The sequence below is a fragment of the Streptomyces sp. NPDC050508 genome, from assembly GCF_040655155.1.
In the GTDB taxonomy this organism is placed as follows: Bacteria; Actinomycetota; Actinomycetes; order Streptomycetales; family Streptomycetaceae; genus Streptomyces.
In genome coordinates this window covers 149,462-164,379 of sequence record NZ_JBFAJJ010000008.1, presented here as the reverse complement: position 1 = coordinate 164,379, position 14,918 = coordinate 149,462, and the positions used below count along the sequence as shown (strand labels likewise).

Sequence of the window (14,918 nt, the reverse complement as noted above, 5' to 3'; positions counted from 1 at the left end):
GAGAGGAAGTTCCTGTCGTGCGAACGATCCCCGCTGAACTGGTCGACCGCTACGAGGCGGAGGGCTGGTGGACCAGTGAGACGATCGGTGACCTACTGGCGCGGGGACTGACGGCCGCCCCGGAGGTCGCGTTCAGGGTCCACTCAGCGGTACGGCCCTGGGAAGGGACCTTCGGCGAGGTCGAACTGACGGCCCGCCGCCTTGCCGCCGGACTGCGCGAGCGGGGCGTCGGCCCCGGCGATGCCGTGGCGCTGCAACTGCCCAACTGGATGGAGGCGGCGGCGGTCTTCTGGGCGTCGGCCTTCCTCGGCGCGGTCGTGGTGCCGATCGTCCACTTCTACGGCCGCAAGGAAGTCGGCTACATCCTGGACACGGTCCAGCCGAAGGTCTTCGTCACCGCCGAACGATTCGGACATCTGCGCTACGACCCCGAGCTGAGCGCGAAGGTCCCCGTGGTCGGCGTCGTGGGACGGGACTTCGACGAACTGCTCGCCGACGAACCGCTGTCCGGCGTCGTACCGACGGACCCGTCCGGACCCGCGCTGATCGCCTTCACCTCCGGAACGACCCGAGACCCCAAGGGAGTTGTGCACAGCCACCGCACCCTGGGCTTCGAGACCCGTCAACTCGCCGGCCGCTACCCGCCCGACCGCGGCGACCAGCTCACCTCCGCGCCCGTCGGCCACTTCATCGGGATGGTGAACGCCTTCCTGATCCCCGTCCTCGACGGCAGCCCGGTGAACCTCGCCGACACCTGGGACCCGGGCCTCGCCCTGGAGTTGATGGCCCGCGACGGCCTGACCGTCGGAGGCGGCGCCGCCTACTACATGACGAGCCTCCTCGACCACCCCGACTTCACGCTCGGCCACCTCACGCGCATGAAATACGCGGGCCTCGGCGGCGCGGCCGTACCGAACGTGGTGACCAGACGCCTCGCCGACCTCGGCATCACGGTCTTCCGCGCCTACGGCAGCACCGAGCACCCCTCGATCACCGCCTCGGCCCACACCGCGCCCGAGGGCAAGCGGCTCTACACCGACGGAGACGCGCTGGCCGGGGTGGAGATCCGGCTGGCCGACGACGGCGAGATCCTCAGCCGCGGCCCGGACCTGTGCCTCGGATACACCGACCCGGCCCTCACCGAGCGGGCCTTCGACGAGGACGGCTGGTACCGCACCGGCGACATCGGTGAACTCGACGAGGACGGCTACCTCACCATCACCGGCCGCAAGGCGGACATCATCATCCGCGGCGGCGAGAACATCGGCGCGCTGGAGGTGGAGGAGGTTCTCCTCGCCCTGCCGGCAGTCGCCGAGGCCGCGGTCGTGGCCGCGCCGGACGCCCGCCTGGGAGAGCACGCGGCAGCCGTCGTACGACTACGACCCGGCCACCCCGACCCCACCCTCGACGACCTGTGCGCCCACTTCGCCGCGGCGGGTCTGGCCCGTCAGAAGTGGCCGGAGGAACTGCACATCGTCGAGGACTTCCCACGCACCGCCAGCGGCAAGGTCCAGAAGTTCGTTCTCCGCAAGGATATTGCCGCCCATCAAGAGTGAGAATAGGATTCTCGCAATCTGCGAAGGAGGATCTCATGCCATCGCGCGTGCCGCCGTATCCACTGTTCGACGCGGACAACCACCTGTATGAGACGGAGGATGCGCTCACTCGGTACCTGCCCAAGCAGTACGCGAGCGCCATCCAGTACGTGCAGGTCAAGGGCCGTACGAAGATCGCCATCCGCGGTCAGATCAGCGACTACATCCCCAACCCCACGTTCGAGGTCGTCGCCCGGCCCGGCGCGTGGGAGGACTACTTCCGCGAGGGGAACCCGGAGGGCAAGTCCCACCGGGAGCTGTTCGGCGAGCCGATGCGGTCGATCCCGGCGTTCCGCGAGCCCGGCCCACGCCTGGCGCTCATGGACGACCTGGGCATCCAGCAGACCCTGATGTTCCCGACACTCGCCAGCCTGGTCGAGGAACGGATGCGGGACGACCCGGAGTTGATCCACGTCGTCGTCCACGCCCTCAACCAGTGGCTGCACGAGACCTGGCAGTTCAACTACAAGAACCGCATTTTCACCACCCCGGTGATCAGCCTGCCGATCCTGGACAAGGCCATCGCCGAACTGGAGTGGTGCCTGGAGCGGGGCGCGAGGGCGATTCTCATCAGGCCCGCCCCGGTCCCTGGCTACGGGGGCTCGCGGTCCTTCGCACTGCCGGAGTTCGACCCGTTCTGGAAGCGGGTCGAGGAGGCGGGCGTGCTCGTGGCCATGCACTCCTCCGACAGCGGCTACTCGCGCTACTCCAGCGACTGGGAGGGCAAGAGCCAGGAGATGACGCCGTTCCAGGCGCAGGTCTTCCGGATGATGTCCGAGTGGCGGCCCGTCACCGACGCGGTCGCGTCCTGGGTCTGCCACGGAGCCCTGTTCCGCTTCCCGGAACTGAAGGTCTCGGTCATCGAGAACGGCTCTTCCTGGCTGCTGCCGCTCCTCGACCAACTGGGCAGCACCTACAAGAAGCAGCCGAAGGGCTTCCTGGGCGACCCGGTCGAAGAGGTCAGGAAGCGGATCCACATCAGCCCGTTCTGGGAGGAGGACATGGCCGCGCTCTCCGAGGTCGTCGGAGTCGAGCGCGTCCTGTTCGGGTCCGACTATCCGCACCCCGAGGGTCTGGCCGACCCGGTGTCCTACATCGACGCGCTCCAGGGCATGAAGGAGGCCGATCAGGCCAAGATCATGGGCGGCAACCTCGCCCGGTTGATCGGCGTATGACCTGGGAGAGCATCCCGCAGATGGTGCTGAGCGCGGCCGACCGCTTCGGTGATGCCGAAGCCGTGGTGGACGGCCCGCTCCGCCTCACGTTCGCCGAGCTGGTCGAGCGGGTGCGTGTGGCTGCGGGTGCGTTCGCGTCGGCCGGGGTGGAGCAGGGCGACCGCGTCGCGATCTGGGCGCCCAACTCCGCCGAGTGGATCGTCGCCGCCTTCGGTCTCATGACCGCGGGCGGTGTGGTGGTGCCGGTGAACACCCGCTTCAAGGCGGACGAGGCGCACGACATCATCGTCCGCAGCGGGGCGAAGGCCGTTCTCGTCCAGGAAGGCTTCCTCGGCCTGGACTTCAAGGCACCGCCCGGGGTGCCGGTCATCGACCTCAAGTCCGGCTTCCTGGCCAGCGGTTCACCCTTCGAGCGGAAGGTGACCGGCGACCAGGTCAGCGACATCGTGTTCACCTCGGGCACGACCGGCCGGCCCAAGGGCGTCCTGATGACCCACGCCCAGACGCTCCGGCTGTACGCGGAGTGGTGCGACCTGGCAGGGGTCAGGGAGGGCGACCGCTATCTGATCGTCAACCCGTTCTTCCACATCTTCGGCTTCAAGGCGGGCATGGTCGCGTCGCTCATCCGCGGCATGACCATCCTCCCCGTGCCCGTCTTCGACGTGGACACCGTCCTCGACCTGGTCGAGCGCGAGAAGGTGACCGTCCTGCCCGGCCCGCCCACGCTGTACCACTCGTTGCTGACCGACCGGGGCACAAGGGACCTCTCCTCACTGCGAGTTGCGGTGACCGGCGCCGCCGACATCCCCGTCGAACTGATCCGCCGCGTGATGACCGAACTGCCCTTCACCTCGATCATGACCGGCTACGGCCTGACCGAGGCGGGCACCGCCACCGCCACCCGCCCCGGCGACTCCTTCGAGGACATCGCCACCACCGTCGGCACCCCCTGCGACGGCGTCGAGGTCGAAATCGCCGACGACGGCGAGGTGTTGGTCCGCGGCTACAGCGTGATGCGCGGCTACTTCAACGACCCCGAAGCCACCGCCGAAGCCATCGACCAGGACGGCTGGTTGCACACCGGAGACCTCGGCACGCTCGACGAGCGCGGCTACCTGAGGATCGTGGGACGCAAGAAGGACATGTTCATCGTCGGCGGCTTCAACGCCTACCCGGCCGAGATCGAGGGCTTCCTGATGGAACACCCCGCGGTCGCCCAGGCCGCCGTGATCGGCGTCCCCGACGAACGCATGGGGCAGGTCGGCAAGGCCTTCGTCGTCCTCCGAGAGCCGCTGACCGCCGACGAGTTGATCGAGTGGAGCCGGCTCCGGATGGCCGGGTTCAAGGTGCCCCGGACCGTGGAGTTCCTCACGGAACTACCGCTGAACGCCACCGGAAAGGTGATGAAGGACCTCCTGCGATGACGCCTCCCACACCGCCCCAGGGCGACGACCTCGTCCGGACCGCGTCCGGCCTGCCCCTCAAACCGGTCTACGGCCCCGACGACGTCGACGCCGCGCCACCCGCGCCGGGCAACTTCCCCTTCACGCGCGGCAATTACGCCACCGGCTACCGGGGACGGCTGTGGACGCTGCGCCAGTACTCCGGCTTCGGCACCGCCGAATCGTCCAACCTCCGCTACCACTACCTCCTCCAACAGGGCGGCACCGGACTCTCGGTGGCGCTCGACCTGCCCACCCAGTGCGGTTACGACTCCGACGACCCCGAAGTGGGCGAAGAGGTCGGCCGGGTCGGCGTGGCCGTCGACACGCTCGCCGATGCCGAAGTCCTCTTCCAGGGCATCCCGTTGGACAAGATCAGCACCAGCTTCACCATCAACGGCACGGCCGCGATCCTGCTCGCCTTCTACGTCGCCGCCGCCGAACGGGCGGGCGTACCTCGGGCGAAACTCACCGGGACGATCCAGAACGACATCCTCAAGGAGTATGCCTCCAGGGGCACTTGGATCTGGCCGGCCGAACCCTCCCTCCGGCTCATCGCCGACACCATCGAGTTCTGCGCGGCCGAAGTACCCCGCTTCAACGCGATCTCGGTCGCGGGCTCGCACTTCCGCGACGCCGGCGCCAACGCTGTACAGGAGATGGCGTTCACGCTCGCCGACGGGGTCACCTACTGCGACACGGTGCTGGCCCGCGGCCGTATGACGATCGATCAGTTCGCCCCGCAGGTCTCCTTCTTCTTCTACACGCACGGCGACTTCTTCGAGGAGATCGCCAAGTACCGTGCCGGACGCAGGCGTTGGGCCACCATCGTGCGCGAGCGGTACGGGGCGGACAGCGACAAGGCCGCCATGTTCCGCTTCGGCTGCGTCGCCGGAGGCGCCTCCCTGTACGCGCCCCAGGCGCAGAACAACACCGTACGGGTGGCCTACGAGGCGCTCGCCTCCGTCCTCGGCGGCGTTCAGTCGATGTTCACGGCCGCCTGGGACGAACCGTTCGCCCTGCCCAGCGAGGAGTCGGCGACACTCGCCCTGCGCACCCAGCAGATCCTCGCCCACGAGACCGGCGTCACCCGGGTCGCGGACCCGCTCGGCGGCTCGTACTTCGTCGAGGCGCTCACCGACGCCACCGAGGCCCGCATCGTCGAGATCATGGACGACCTGGAGCGCTACGGCGGCATGGTCCGGGCCATCGAGGACGGCTATCTGCAGACCCTCATCGCCGACGAGGCCTACCAGTTGCACCGCGAGGTCGAGGCCGGCACCCGTCCGGTCGTCGGCGTCAACCGCTTCGTCGCGGACGAATCCCCGCCCGACCTCGCCACGTACGAACTCGACGCGGAGGGCCGCGACCGGCAGCTGAAACGGCTCGCCGACGTCAAGGCCACCCGAGACGCGGCTCTCGTACGGCAACGCCTCGCCGAACTGGCCCGCGCGGCGGAAGGTACCGAGAACCTCATGCCCATCCTGATCGACTGCGCCAACGCCTACTGCACGGTCGGCGAGATGGTCGCCGCGCTCAAGGCGGTCTGGGGCGAGTTCCAGCAACCGGTGGTGTTCTGATGAAATCCCGCGTACTGGTCGCCAAGCCAGGGCTCGATGGACACGACCGCGGGGCCAAGATCGTCGCGCGGACACTGCGCGACGCGGGCTTCGAGGTCATCTTCACCGGGATCCGGCAACGCGTCGACGACATCGTCGCCGTCGCCGTCCAGGAGGACGTGGCCGTCGTCGGCCTCAGCATCCTCTCCGGCGCGCACCTCGCGCTGACCACCCGCGTGATCAAGGCGCTGCGTGCCACCGGGGCCGAGGACATCGCCGTGGTGGTGGGCGGCACCATCCCACCGGCCGACGTACCGAAACTGCTCACGGCGGGAGCCGCCGCGGTCTTCCCCACGGGCACACCGCTCGACGCCCTCGTCACCAAGATGCGCGCCCTGACATCCGTCAACGCGCCATGAGCCGGCGGCGACCCGAATACCTGGAGGCAACGTGCGTATCGGAGTGATGATCGGACCCGAGCGCGGGGATTCGGTCCGCAAGGTCACGCGGATGATCGACGACGTGACATGGGCCGAGAAGGCCGGCTTCGACACCGTGTGGGTGCCGCAGATCCCGACCGACTTCGACGCGCTCACCGCGATCGCGCTCATGGGCGCGCGGACCGAGCGGATCGAACTGGGCACCGCTGTCGTGCCGTTGCAGGCCCAGCACCCCATCGCCCTTGCCAGGCAAGCCATTTCGGCCCAGGCCGCGACGGGCGGACGCCTCGCCCTTGGCCTCGGACCGTCCCACCACTGGATCATCCGGGACATGCTGGGGCTGCCGTACGAGAAACCGGCCGCTTTCACCCGCGACTACCTGGACGTCCTGGACGCCGCGTTCGACGGAACGGGCGCTGTCGAAGTCGAGAACGACACTTTCACCGTCCACAACCCGCTCACCCTCGCCCCCGTCTCCCCCCTGCCGGTCCTGATCGCGGCCCTCGGCCCGGTCATGCTGCGCCTCGCCGGGGAACGGGCCGACGGGACCGTGCTGTGGATGGCCGACGAACGCGCCGTCGCCGAACACGTCGTCCCCCGCATCACCAAGGCCGCCGAGAGCGCCGGACGCCCGGCACCCCGGATCGTGGCGGGCATCCCGGTCTGCCTGTGCCGCCCGGACCAGGTCGACGAGGCCCGCGAGCGCGCCAACCGGATCCTCGGCGAGGCCGAGATCTCGCCCAACTACCAACGCCTGCTGGACTACGGCGACGCCCGCGACGTCGGCGACCTGTGCGCGGCAGGTGACGAGAACGCCATTGCCGCCCGCTTCAAGCGGTTCGCGGACGCCGGGGTGACCGATCTTTCCGTACGGCTGCTGCCCATCGGCGACAACCATGACGAACTGGTCGCCTCCAAGTACCGCACCCGCGACACGCTCGCCGCCCTCGCAGCGGACCTGCGATGACCACCGGACCGCTGAAGGGCATCCGCATCCTGGAGGTCGGCCACATGCTGGCCGGCCCCTACGCCACGATGATGCTCGCCGACCTCGGCGCCGAGGTCACCAAGATCGAGCCGCCGGGCGGGGACATCTCGCGCCAGGTGAGCGCCGCCTACTTCGCCAGCCTCAACCGCGGCAAGCGCAGCGTCCGCCTCGACCTCACGACCGACGACGGACAGGCCCGACTCGGTGAACTCGCCGCCGACGCCCACGCGTTGCTCGTCAATCTCAAACCGTCGGCCATCCACCGGCTGGGGCTGACGTACGACGTGCTGCGCAAGTGGAACGAGCGGATCGTGTGCGTCGCGCTCACCGGATACGGACTGGAGGCGGGCGACGAGCCCGCCTTCGACTACGTCGTCCAGGCGGCCACGGGAGTCGCCGCCCTCACCGGCGACCCGGAGGCGCCACCGACCCTGCCCGGTTACTCTTCGGCCGACAACTCCTCAGGCCTGACAGCCGCGTTGGGACTTCTCGCGCAGATCGTCTCCGGGCGCGGTGGCCAAGTAGAGGTGTCGTTGCGGGACGTGATGCTGTCCCAGCTCAACTACCGTGCCTCCGCCTACCTCAACGAGGGAGTCGAACCACGTCGGCTACCGCTCGGCGCGCACTCCTACTACGTGCCGGCCCAGCTCTTTCCCACCGCCGAGGGCTACTTGGCGCTCTTCATCACCCACGACGGCTTCTGGAAGTCCTTCGCCGCCGAAGCCGGCGTCCGAGGATTTCCCACCATGGCCGAACGTGCGGAGCGCCGCGAGGAAGTACTCACCGCCGTGACGGATGCCCTCGCCGGCGACACCGCCGCGGCCTGGGAGGCGCGGCTGCGCCCGCTCGGGGTACCGGCCGCCGCCGTACGGACGCTGCCGCAGGCACTGGCGGCGACACCGGAAGCCGTGGTGACGGCCGGGGACTTCCAACTGGTCCGCAGTCCCGTCCTGGTCGCGGGATACGAGCCCGCCTACGGGCCGCCGCCCCGCCTGGGCGAGCATGACGCTTCCGGGGCGGTGGCCGAGTCATGAGGGCCGAGGACCAGTTCCATCTCGGGCTTGTCGTCGAGGACTGCGAGGCCACGCTGGCCGAGTTCTCGGCCGCGTTCGGATACGAGTGGTGCGCCGAGATCGGCGGGGCGGTTCCGCTGACGCTTCCGACCGGAAACGCCGTTCTCGACATCAGTTGCGTCTACTCCCGGACGCTGCCCCGACTGGAGATCGTCCGCCGTGTCCCGGGCACCCTGTGGGAACCGGTGGTCGGCGGCGGTGTGCATCACGTCGGCTACTGGTCCGACGACGTCGCCGCGGACGTGGCCGAACTGACCCGGCAGGGCTTCGTGACCGAGGCGCGCCGGGCCGGCTCCGGCGGCGCGCCCTTCGCCTTCCTGCGCGGTCCGAGCGGTCTGCTCGTGGAACTCGTGGACCGGGTGGCGCAGCCGGGACTGGAGAAGGTCTGGGGTCATGAAGGAGGGCACGTATGACGACCGTAGGCATCGCGACCGGGGCCGGGCGGGGCATGGGGCTGGCCTGCGCGCGGCGGCTCACCGACCTGGTGGACACGCTGCTGCTGGTGGACCGCGACGAGCCGGCCGTGACCACCGCCGCGAAGGAACTGGCAGCCGCGGACGAGGAGATCGAGGTCGAACCCTTCGTCCTCGACATCACCGACACCGCCGGACTGGCCCGACTCGCCACCCGTGCGGCCGAGTTGGGTACCCTCAGGGCCGTCTCCCACGCCGCCGGGATCTCGCCCACCATGGCCGACTGGCGGCGCATCTTCGAGGTCGACCTGGTCGGCACCGCACGGCTCGCCGAGGCACTCCGCCCCCTCGCCACCGAGGAGACGGCACTGGTGTGCTTCGCCTCGATGGCACCGCTCCTCGGCAACCTGGAAGCCGATCCGACCGTGGCGGCGATCCTCGACGATCCACTCCGGGACGACTTCCTCGACCGACTCCGTGAGGCCCTCGGGCCGGCCGTCGAGAACACGGGTCTCGCGTACGCGTGGGCCAAGCACGGAGTGCACCGGTTCGTACGGCGGGAGGCGGTGCGGCTCGGGCCGTACGGCGCCCGGGTGTGTTCCGTGTCGCCGGGCGTCATCGACACCCCTCAGGGGCAACAGGAGGCCTCGGCCCAGCCCGCCATGGCGGCTCTGGTGGAGCAGACGCCACTCGGACGGGTGGGCCGGGCCGAGGACGTCGCGGCGGCGGTGGCATTCCTGCTGTCGGACGAGGCCGCATTCATTTCCGGAATCGACGTTCTCGTCGACGGTGGGGTCTGCGCGGCGGTGCGAGAACGCGCCGGACGGTGACCGGTCAGGGGGTATGGAGGCGGCGTGCCACGGAGGGAGCGCGCCGCTTCCTCAGCGCCGACGTCCGCTGCTGCGCCGGGCGGACCAGCCGGACCCCATGCCGGCCGAATGCGCGGCGAGGAAGGCGAGCCCGAGAAGCATGAGGCTCGTCGAACTGAAGACGATCTGGGTCGACGTCTCGGTGACACGGATGATGAAGGCGATGAAGAAGAGCGCTGCCGCCACGAATGCGAGCATCTGTTGACCCCTACGGATAGACGGCGAGCCACCGGTGATCCCGGTGGCTGCGCCGTTGTCTCCCGAGTGCCCCGGATGATGCCGAACAGTCATGGGGATCCCGCGTGGCGTGCAGGCCAACTGCCTTTCACGCAAGGGATTCCGAGCGCTGGACGGTCCCCGTGAGACCGGTCGCGTCCTGGCCCGCGAGGAGGACGGCGGCCCGCGCCATCGCCTCCGGCGGCTCCACCATCTCCGGCGGAATCTCCCGGCCCCCGCCACCCGCCTGCCAGCCCTCTGTGAGCACCACCCGTGACGGAGCAAGGCAGTTGACCGCGATGTTGTCCTTCCTCAGATCGGCGGCGAGGCCCAGGTAGAGACGCTCGACCGCCGCCTTGGACACCCAGTACGCGTTCGCCCCCCGGTCCGTCATGCCCACCCCGCCGGTCGTCACGGCCACCAACGAGCCACCGCCACGCGCCCGTACGTGCGGAATCACCGCGCGGGTCACCAGGAACACCCCGGTCAGATTGACGTCCAGGGAAAGCTGCCAGCGCTTCAGCGGCGTCGACTCGACCGGGCCGAGCCACAGCACCCCGGCATTGGCGATGAGAATGTCGATTCCGCCGAACTCCGCGACCGTGGCGGCGACGGCCGCGTCGACCGAGGCCTCGTCGCTCACGTCACAGGGCACCGGCAGGGCGCGTCCGCCCGCCGCGGTGATCCGGTCCGCGACCGAGTGGATCGTCCCGGGCAGCCGCCCCTCCTGCTCGGAGCGCGCGGCCACGGCGACCGCCGCCCCGGCCTCGGCGAGCGCCAGCGCGACCGTACGGCCGATACCGCGGCTGGCGCCCGCCACGAACGCGACCTTGCCCTTCAACGGGCCGCTCACGTCGGTCACTTCACTCACTGCGCACTCACTTCGGAGGGAACCGGAGGGCGCCGTCGAGACGGACGACCTCGCCGTTGAGATAGTCGTTCTCGACGATGTGCTGCACGAGACCCGCGTACTCGACCGGCAGCCCCATGCGCTTCGGGTACGGGATCTGCGGCCCCCAGTAGGCCTCCAGCTGGTCGCCCGCCTTGCCGTAGGCCGGTGTGTTGAAGGTGCCCGGCGCGATCGTGACGACCCGGATGCCGAGCGGGGACAGGTCGCGGGCGGCGACCAGGGTCATGCTGACGACCCCGCCCTTGGCCGCTGCGTAAGGGAGTTGGCCGATCTGGCCCTCGTACGCGGCGATCGAGGCCGTGCTGACGATGACACCCCGGCCGCCCTCGGCGGGCTCCTGGCGGGCGATGGCGGCCGCGGCCAGGCGCATCACGTTGAACACGCCGGTGAGATACACGTCGATCGTCGTACGGAAGCCCGCGAGGTCGAGGGGCGAGCCGTCCTTGCCGACGAGCCGGCCACCGCTCGCCGGACCGCCGTGCGCGTCCACCGAGATGCGGAGCGGTCCCGCCGACTCCGCCTCGGCCAGCGCCGCTTGGACGTCCTCCTCGGAGGTGGCGTCGGTGCGCACGTAGCGGACACCGAGTTCCTGCTCCAGGGCCTTGCCCTTCTCGTCGGCCAGATCGGCGACGACGACCTTCGCTCCCGCCGCGTGCAGTCGACGGACGGTGGCCTCGCCCAGGCCGCCCGCCCCGCCGACGACCACCGCGGAGCTCCCACTGATCTGCATCAAGGATTTCCTCTCTTGCGAACAGCGCTCTAGTGAGACGAGAATAGCATTCTCATGAATATAACCATGATTCTGGAGATGGTGGCCTCGGGCGGCGACCGACCGGTGGTCACGGCGAACGGCCGCTCCCTGACCGCCTCGGACCTGCTCGCCCGCGCCCGTGCCGCCGCGCACCGCTTCCAGGGGCACTCTGCCGTGCTGTATCTGAGCCCCAGTCATCTCGCCTACCCGGTCGCCCTGTTCGGCGCGGCCCTGGCGGGTATCCCGTTCATCCCCCTCAACTACCGCCTCGGCGAACACCAGTTGACCCGCCTCCTGGCTCGCCACCCCGGCGCGCTCGTGCTGCGCCCCGCCGACCTCGACCCGCTGCTGAGCGCCGAGGAGGGCGCCGAGGTGCCCGAGGCGACCGCGGACCAGGATGACGTCGCGGTGGTCCTCTACACGAGCGGCACGACCGCCGAGCCCAAGGCGGCACTGCTGCGCCACCGGCACCTGATGGCATACGTCCTGAACACCCAGGAGTTCGCCTCCGCCGAGGAGGGCGACGCGGCACTGGTGGCCGTTCCGCCGTACCACGTGGCGGGGTTGATGAACCTGCTGACGAACCTCTACTCGGGCCGCCGCCTCGTATACCTGTCCGCCTTCGACGCGGGGGAGTGGCTGGAGACCGCGCGCCGCGAGCAGGTCACGCACGCGCTGGTCGTGCCCACCATGCTGGCCCGCATCGTCGCGGAGGTCCGGTCGGACGACGCCGGGACGCCCATGCTCCGGAGCCTCGCTTACGGCGGCGCGAGAACCCCGCGGCCCGTGGTGGAGCGGGCGTTGGAGATCTTCCCCGGCACGGGGTTCGTGAACGCGTACGGCCTGACGGAGACGGCCTCCTCGGTCGCGGTCCTCGGGCCCGACGACCACCGCGAGGCCCTCGCCGCATTCGACCCGGCCGTACGGGAACGACTCGGCTCCGTGGGACGGTCGTTGCCCGGTGTCGAGATCGAGATCCGTGACGACGGCGGAAAGCCGGCCCGTGCCGGGGAGACCGGGCTGGTGTTCGTGCGCGGGGAGCAGATCTCTGGCGAGTACGGCGGGCGCAGCGCCCTGGACGCGGACGGCTGGTTCCCGACCCGGGACCGGGGCCGACTGGACGCCGACGGCTATCTGTTCATCGAAGGACGCGCCGACGACACCATCATTCGCGGCGGCGAGAACATCGCTCCCGCCGAGATAGAGGACGTTCTCGTCGCCCACCCCGGGATCGTGGAGGCCGTGGTGATCGGCGTGCCCGACCCCGAGTGGGGGCAACGGATCGTGGCCGTCGTCGTCGGCGAGGGCGATCCGGCGGAGGTCCGCCAATGGGTCAAGGACCGACTGCGCTCCTCCAAGACGCCCGACACCATCGTCTTTCGCGCCGAACTCCCCAAGACCGAGACCGGAAAGCTGCTGCGCCGCACCCTGCTGGCCGAGTTGGAGACCACCCATGCCTGAAGCAGTCCTCGTGTCCGCCCTGCGCACCCCCGTCGGCACCGCCGTCAAGGGCACCCTGCGCGACACCACCGCGTTCGACCTGGCCCACCACATCGTCGCCGCCGCGGCGGCCACGGACGGCCTCGACCCGGACGCGGTCGACGACGTGATCCTCGGCGAGGGCCTGTACGGCGGCGGGGTCGTGGCCCGGCACGCGGCACTGACCGTCGGCCTCACCTCCGTACCGGGCCTCGCCCACAACCGCCACTGCGCCGCCGGACTCGCCGCCGTGCAGAGCGCGGCGGCGAGCATCCGCGCGGGCATGGACGAACTCGTCATCGCCGGTGGCGTCAACTCGGCTTCCACCTCCCCGAAACAGCGTTTCCGCGTCGACGGCGAGTGGGTCGAACCCTGGAGCCCGCCCACGCACCCCGACCGGCCCGACGCCCCGAACCTGGACATGTCGATCACCGTCGGCTGGAACACCGCCGTGCGGGCCGGCCTCAGCCGCGCCGACATGGACGCATGGGCGTTGCGCTCGCACCAGAACGCCATTCGCGCCATCGACGAAGGCCGTTTCGACGCGGAGCTGGTGCCCATCGACACACCGCACGGCCTGTTCTCCGTCGACGAACACCCCCGTCGCACCACGAGCCTGGAGAAGCTCGCCTCGCTCAAGCCGCTCCACCCGGAGATAGACGGCTTCTCCATCACGGCCGGCAACGCGGGCGGAGCCAACGACGGTGCCGCCGCCCTGGTGGTGGCCAGCGACCGGCTGGGCCTGCCCGCACTCGCCGTCGTCCGCTCGTGGGCGTCGGTCGGCGCCGACCCCGCCGAGACGGGCCTCACCCCGGTGAAGGTGATCCCCAAAGCCCTTGCCCGCGCGGGACTCTCGACGTCCGACGTCGACCTCTTCGAGATCAACGAGGCCTTCGCCGCCGTGCCCGTCGCCGCGGTGAAACTACTCGGCCTCGACCCCGACCGCGTGAACGTCAACGGCAGCGGCTGCTCCCTCGGCCACCCGGTGGCCGCGACCGGCGCCCGGATGCTCGTCACGCTCGTGCACGAACTGCGTCGCCGCGGTGGCGGCATCGGCGTCGCCGCGATGTGCGCGGGCGGCGGTATGGGCTCGGCCACGGTCATCGAGGTACTGGCGCCGTAGTCCGTCAGCGATCGGTTGGGTCCGTTGGTGGAGAGCGTCGACGACGTAAAGGGAGCAGCGTGGAGGGCTTGAAGGAGAAGATTGTTCTCGTCGCCGGCGCGGCCACCGGGCTGGGGGCCGCCTCCGCCCGGCGGCTGGCCGACGAGGGCGCCAGAGTGGTCGTCGGGGACCTGGACCTCGACGGAGCCCGGCGGACCGCCGAGGCCATCGGTGACGCCGGTGGCCAGGCGGTCGCGGTGGGCTTCGACATCGCCGACGAAGCCTCGGTGGGCGAACTGGTGACGACCACCGTGCGGACGTACGGCGGTCTGGACGCCGTGCACATCAACGCGGGCGACATGGGCGCGGTCTCCCAGGACACCGATGTAGTCGACATGGACCTCGCGGTGTGGGACCGGACCTTCGCCGTCAATCTGCGGGGCCATATGCTCGTCACCCGGTACGCCGTTCCCGAGCTGCTGGCCCGGGGCGGCGGGGCGATCGTCTACACCTCGTCCATCGCGGCCTTCACCGGGGAGGCCGCGCGCCCCGCGTACTCGGCGACAAAGGCGGGCATCAACGCACTCGCCCGCCATGTCGCCTCCCGTTGGGGCAGGGAGGGCATCCGCGCCAACGCGGTCGCACCGGGCCTGATTCTGACGCAGGCCATCCAAGACGGCGCCGCGCCAGACCTGTTGGAGGTGCTGCTCGCCCGCACCCGCAGCACCCGCCACGGCCGTGCCGACGATGTCGCCGGCATGGTGGCCCACCTCATGTCCGCCGACGGGGCCTGGATCAATGGCCAGGTCATCAACGTCGACGGCGGCACCGTGATGCGCTGAACGCGCTGCGGGGACGGCCCGTCATACGCCAAGTACCGGGCGGAGACGGGTCGTTGTGCGCCGA

15 protein-coding genes are annotated in these 14,918 nt (G+C 70.1%); 12 read left to right on the top strand and 3 right to left on the bottom strand.

Annotated elements, in window-relative coordinates; translation table 11 throughout:
• Window positions 1-17: 17 nt before the first annotated feature.
• From AB0I69_RS23825 to AB0I69_RS23785, 9 genes are read left to right on the top strand one after another with little or no spacing between them, the layout of a single operon-like run.
• A complete protein-coding gene (locus AB0I69_RS23825) occupies window positions 18-1,556 on the top strand; it encodes an AMP-binding protein (RefSeq protein WP_363097669.1) in 1,539 nt (512 codons plus the stop codon).
• A 35-nt stretch (window positions 1,557-1,591) separates the two neighbouring features.
• Window positions 1,592-2,770 (top strand): amidohydrolase family protein, encoded by a 1,179-nt coding sequence (locus AB0I69_RS23820; protein ID WP_033282959.1) that lies wholly within the window; start codon window positions 1,592-1,594, stop codon window positions 2,768-2,770.
• The gene (locus AB0I69_RS23815; protein WP_363097668.1) at window positions 2,767-4,194 is read left to right on the top strand and encodes a FadD3 family acyl-CoA ligase; all 1,428 of its coding nucleotides are present in this window, start codon (window positions 2,767-2,769) and stop codon (window positions 4,192-4,194) included. Before AB0I69_RS23820 ends, AB0I69_RS23815 begins: the two co-directional genes overlap by 4 nt.
• Window positions 4,191-5,792, top strand: coding sequence for a methylmalonyl-CoA mutase family protein (locus tag AB0I69_RS23810; RefSeq protein WP_363097667.1), 1,602 nt, complete (start codon window positions 4,191-4,193; stop codon window positions 5,790-5,792). Before AB0I69_RS23815 ends, AB0I69_RS23810 begins: the two co-directional genes overlap by 4 nt.
• Window positions 5,792-6,190, top strand: coding sequence for a cobalamin B12-binding domain-containing protein (locus tag AB0I69_RS23805; protein ID WP_363097666.1), 399 nt, complete (start codon window positions 5,792-5,794; stop codon window positions 6,188-6,190). Before AB0I69_RS23810 ends, AB0I69_RS23805 begins: the two co-directional genes overlap by 1 nt.
• A gap of 31 nt (window positions 6,191-6,221) precedes the next feature.
• Window positions 6,222-7,178, top strand: a complete 957-nt coding sequence (locus AB0I69_RS23800) for an LLM class F420-dependent oxidoreductase (RefSeq protein ID WP_363097665.1) — start codon at window positions 6,222-6,224, stop codon at window positions 7,176-7,178.
• On the top strand, window positions 7,175-8,233 hold the full coding sequence (locus AB0I69_RS23795; protein WP_363097664.1) for a CoA transferase: 1,059 nt from the start codon (window positions 7,175-7,177) through the stop codon (window positions 8,231-8,233). The genes AB0I69_RS23800 and AB0I69_RS23795 overlap by 4 nt, the downstream gene beginning before the upstream one ends.
• Window positions 8,230-8,685, top strand: coding sequence for a VOC family protein (locus AB0I69_RS23790; protein WP_363097663.1), 456 nt, complete (start codon window positions 8,230-8,232; stop codon window positions 8,683-8,685). The genes AB0I69_RS23795 and AB0I69_RS23790 overlap by 4 nt, the downstream gene beginning before the upstream one ends.
• Entirely contained in the window at window positions 8,682-9,515 is an 834-nt protein-coding gene (locus tag AB0I69_RS23785) for an SDR family oxidoreductase (protein ID WP_363097662.1), read from the top strand. Before AB0I69_RS23790 ends, AB0I69_RS23785 begins: the two co-directional genes overlap by 4 nt.
• A gap of 51 nt (window positions 9,516-9,566) precedes the next feature.
• Here the strand turns inward: AB0I69_RS23785 and AB0I69_RS23780 are convergent, their stop codons facing one another.
• From AB0I69_RS23780 to AB0I69_RS23770, 3 genes are all read right to left on the bottom strand, one after another.
• Window positions 9,567-9,752: a hypothetical protein gene (locus AB0I69_RS23780; RefSeq protein ID WP_363097661.1), complete on the bottom strand. Its 186-nt coding sequence runs from the start codon at window positions 9,750-9,752 to the stop codon at window positions 9,567-9,569.
• A gap of 127 nt (window positions 9,753-9,879) precedes the next feature.
• The gene (locus AB0I69_RS23775) at window positions 9,880-10,641 is read right to left on the bottom strand and encodes an SDR family NAD(P)-dependent oxidoreductase (RefSeq protein ID WP_363097660.1); all 762 of its coding nucleotides are present in this window, start codon (window positions 10,639-10,641) and stop codon (window positions 9,880-9,882) included.
• Between the two features lie 7 nt (window positions 10,642-10,648).
• Window positions 10,649-11,410 (bottom strand): SDR family NAD(P)-dependent oxidoreductase, encoded by a 762-nt coding sequence (locus AB0I69_RS23770; protein WP_363097659.1) that lies wholly within the window; start codon window positions 11,408-11,410, stop codon window positions 10,649-10,651.
• A 54-nt stretch (window positions 11,411-11,464) separates the two neighbouring features.
• Between AB0I69_RS23770 and AB0I69_RS23765 the strand changes: the two genes are divergently transcribed.
• Genes AB0I69_RS23765 through AB0I69_RS23755 form a run of 3 tightly spaced genes read left to right on the top strand, consistent with a single transcriptional unit; the run spans window position 11,465 to window position 14,854 of the window.
• Complete coding sequence (locus AB0I69_RS23765) at window positions 11,465-12,892, top strand: fatty acid--CoA ligase family protein (protein WP_363097658.1); 1,428 nt, start codon at window positions 11,465-11,467, stop codon at window positions 12,890-12,892.
• Window positions 12,885-14,033 carry a thiolase family protein gene (locus tag AB0I69_RS23760; protein WP_363097657.1) on the top strand — a complete coding sequence of 383 codons (1,149 nt, stop codon included), beginning with the start codon at window positions 12,885-12,887 and terminating at the stop codon, window positions 14,031-14,033. Before AB0I69_RS23765 ends, AB0I69_RS23760 begins: the two co-directional genes overlap by 8 nt.
• 59 nt (window positions 14,034-14,092) lie before the next feature.
• Window positions 14,093-14,854 carry an SDR family NAD(P)-dependent oxidoreductase gene (locus tag AB0I69_RS23755; RefSeq protein WP_363097656.1) on the top strand — a complete coding sequence of 254 codons (762 nt, stop codon included), beginning with the start codon at window positions 14,093-14,095 and terminating at the stop codon, window positions 14,852-14,854.
• Window positions 14,855-14,918: the final 64 nt, after the last annotated feature.

What these genes read in the sequence shown, in the direction of transcription:
- AB0I69_RS23770 (WP_363097659.1), bottom strand. Translation starts at nt 11,410, where the DNA reads ATGCAGATCAGTGGGAGCTCCGCGGTGGTCGTCGGCGGGGCGGGCGGC.
- AB0I69_RS23815 (WP_363097668.1), top strand. Translation starts at nt 2,767, where the DNA reads ATGACCTGGGAGAGCATCCCGCAGATGGTGCTGAGCGCGGCCGACCGC.
- AB0I69_RS23785 (WP_363097662.1), top strand. Translation starts at nt 8,682, where the DNA reads ATGACGACCGTAGGCATCGCGACCGGGGCCGGGCGGGGCATGGGGCTG.
- AB0I69_RS23795 (WP_363097664.1), top strand. Translation starts at nt 7,175, where the DNA reads ATGACCACCGGACCGCTGAAGGGCATCCGCATCCTGGAGGTCGGCCAC.
- AB0I69_RS23780 (WP_363097661.1), bottom strand. Translation starts at nt 9,752, where the DNA reads ATGCTCGCATTCGTGGCGGCAGCGCTCTTCTTCATCGCCTTCATCATC.
- AB0I69_RS23760 (WP_363097657.1), top strand. Translation starts at nt 12,885, where the DNA reads ATGCCTGAAGCAGTCCTCGTGTCCGCCCTGCGCACCCCCGTCGGCACC.
- AB0I69_RS23820 (WP_033282959.1), top strand. Translation starts at nt 1,592, where the DNA reads ATGCCATCGCGCGTGCCGCCGTATCCACTGTTCGACGCGGACAACCAC.
- AB0I69_RS23810 (WP_363097667.1), top strand. Translation starts at nt 4,191, where the DNA reads ATGACGCCTCCCACACCGCCCCAGGGCGACGACCTCGTCCGGACCGCG.
- AB0I69_RS23790 (WP_363097663.1), top strand. Translation starts at nt 8,230, where the DNA reads ATGAGGGCCGAGGACCAGTTCCATCTCGGGCTTGTCGTCGAGGACTGC.
- AB0I69_RS23765 (WP_363097658.1), top strand. Translation starts at nt 11,465, where the DNA reads ATGAATATAACCATGATTCTGGAGATGGTGGCCTCGGGCGGCGACCGA.
- AB0I69_RS23805 (WP_363097666.1), top strand. Translation starts at nt 5,792, where the DNA reads ATGAAATCCCGCGTACTGGTCGCCAAGCCAGGGCTCGATGGACACGAC.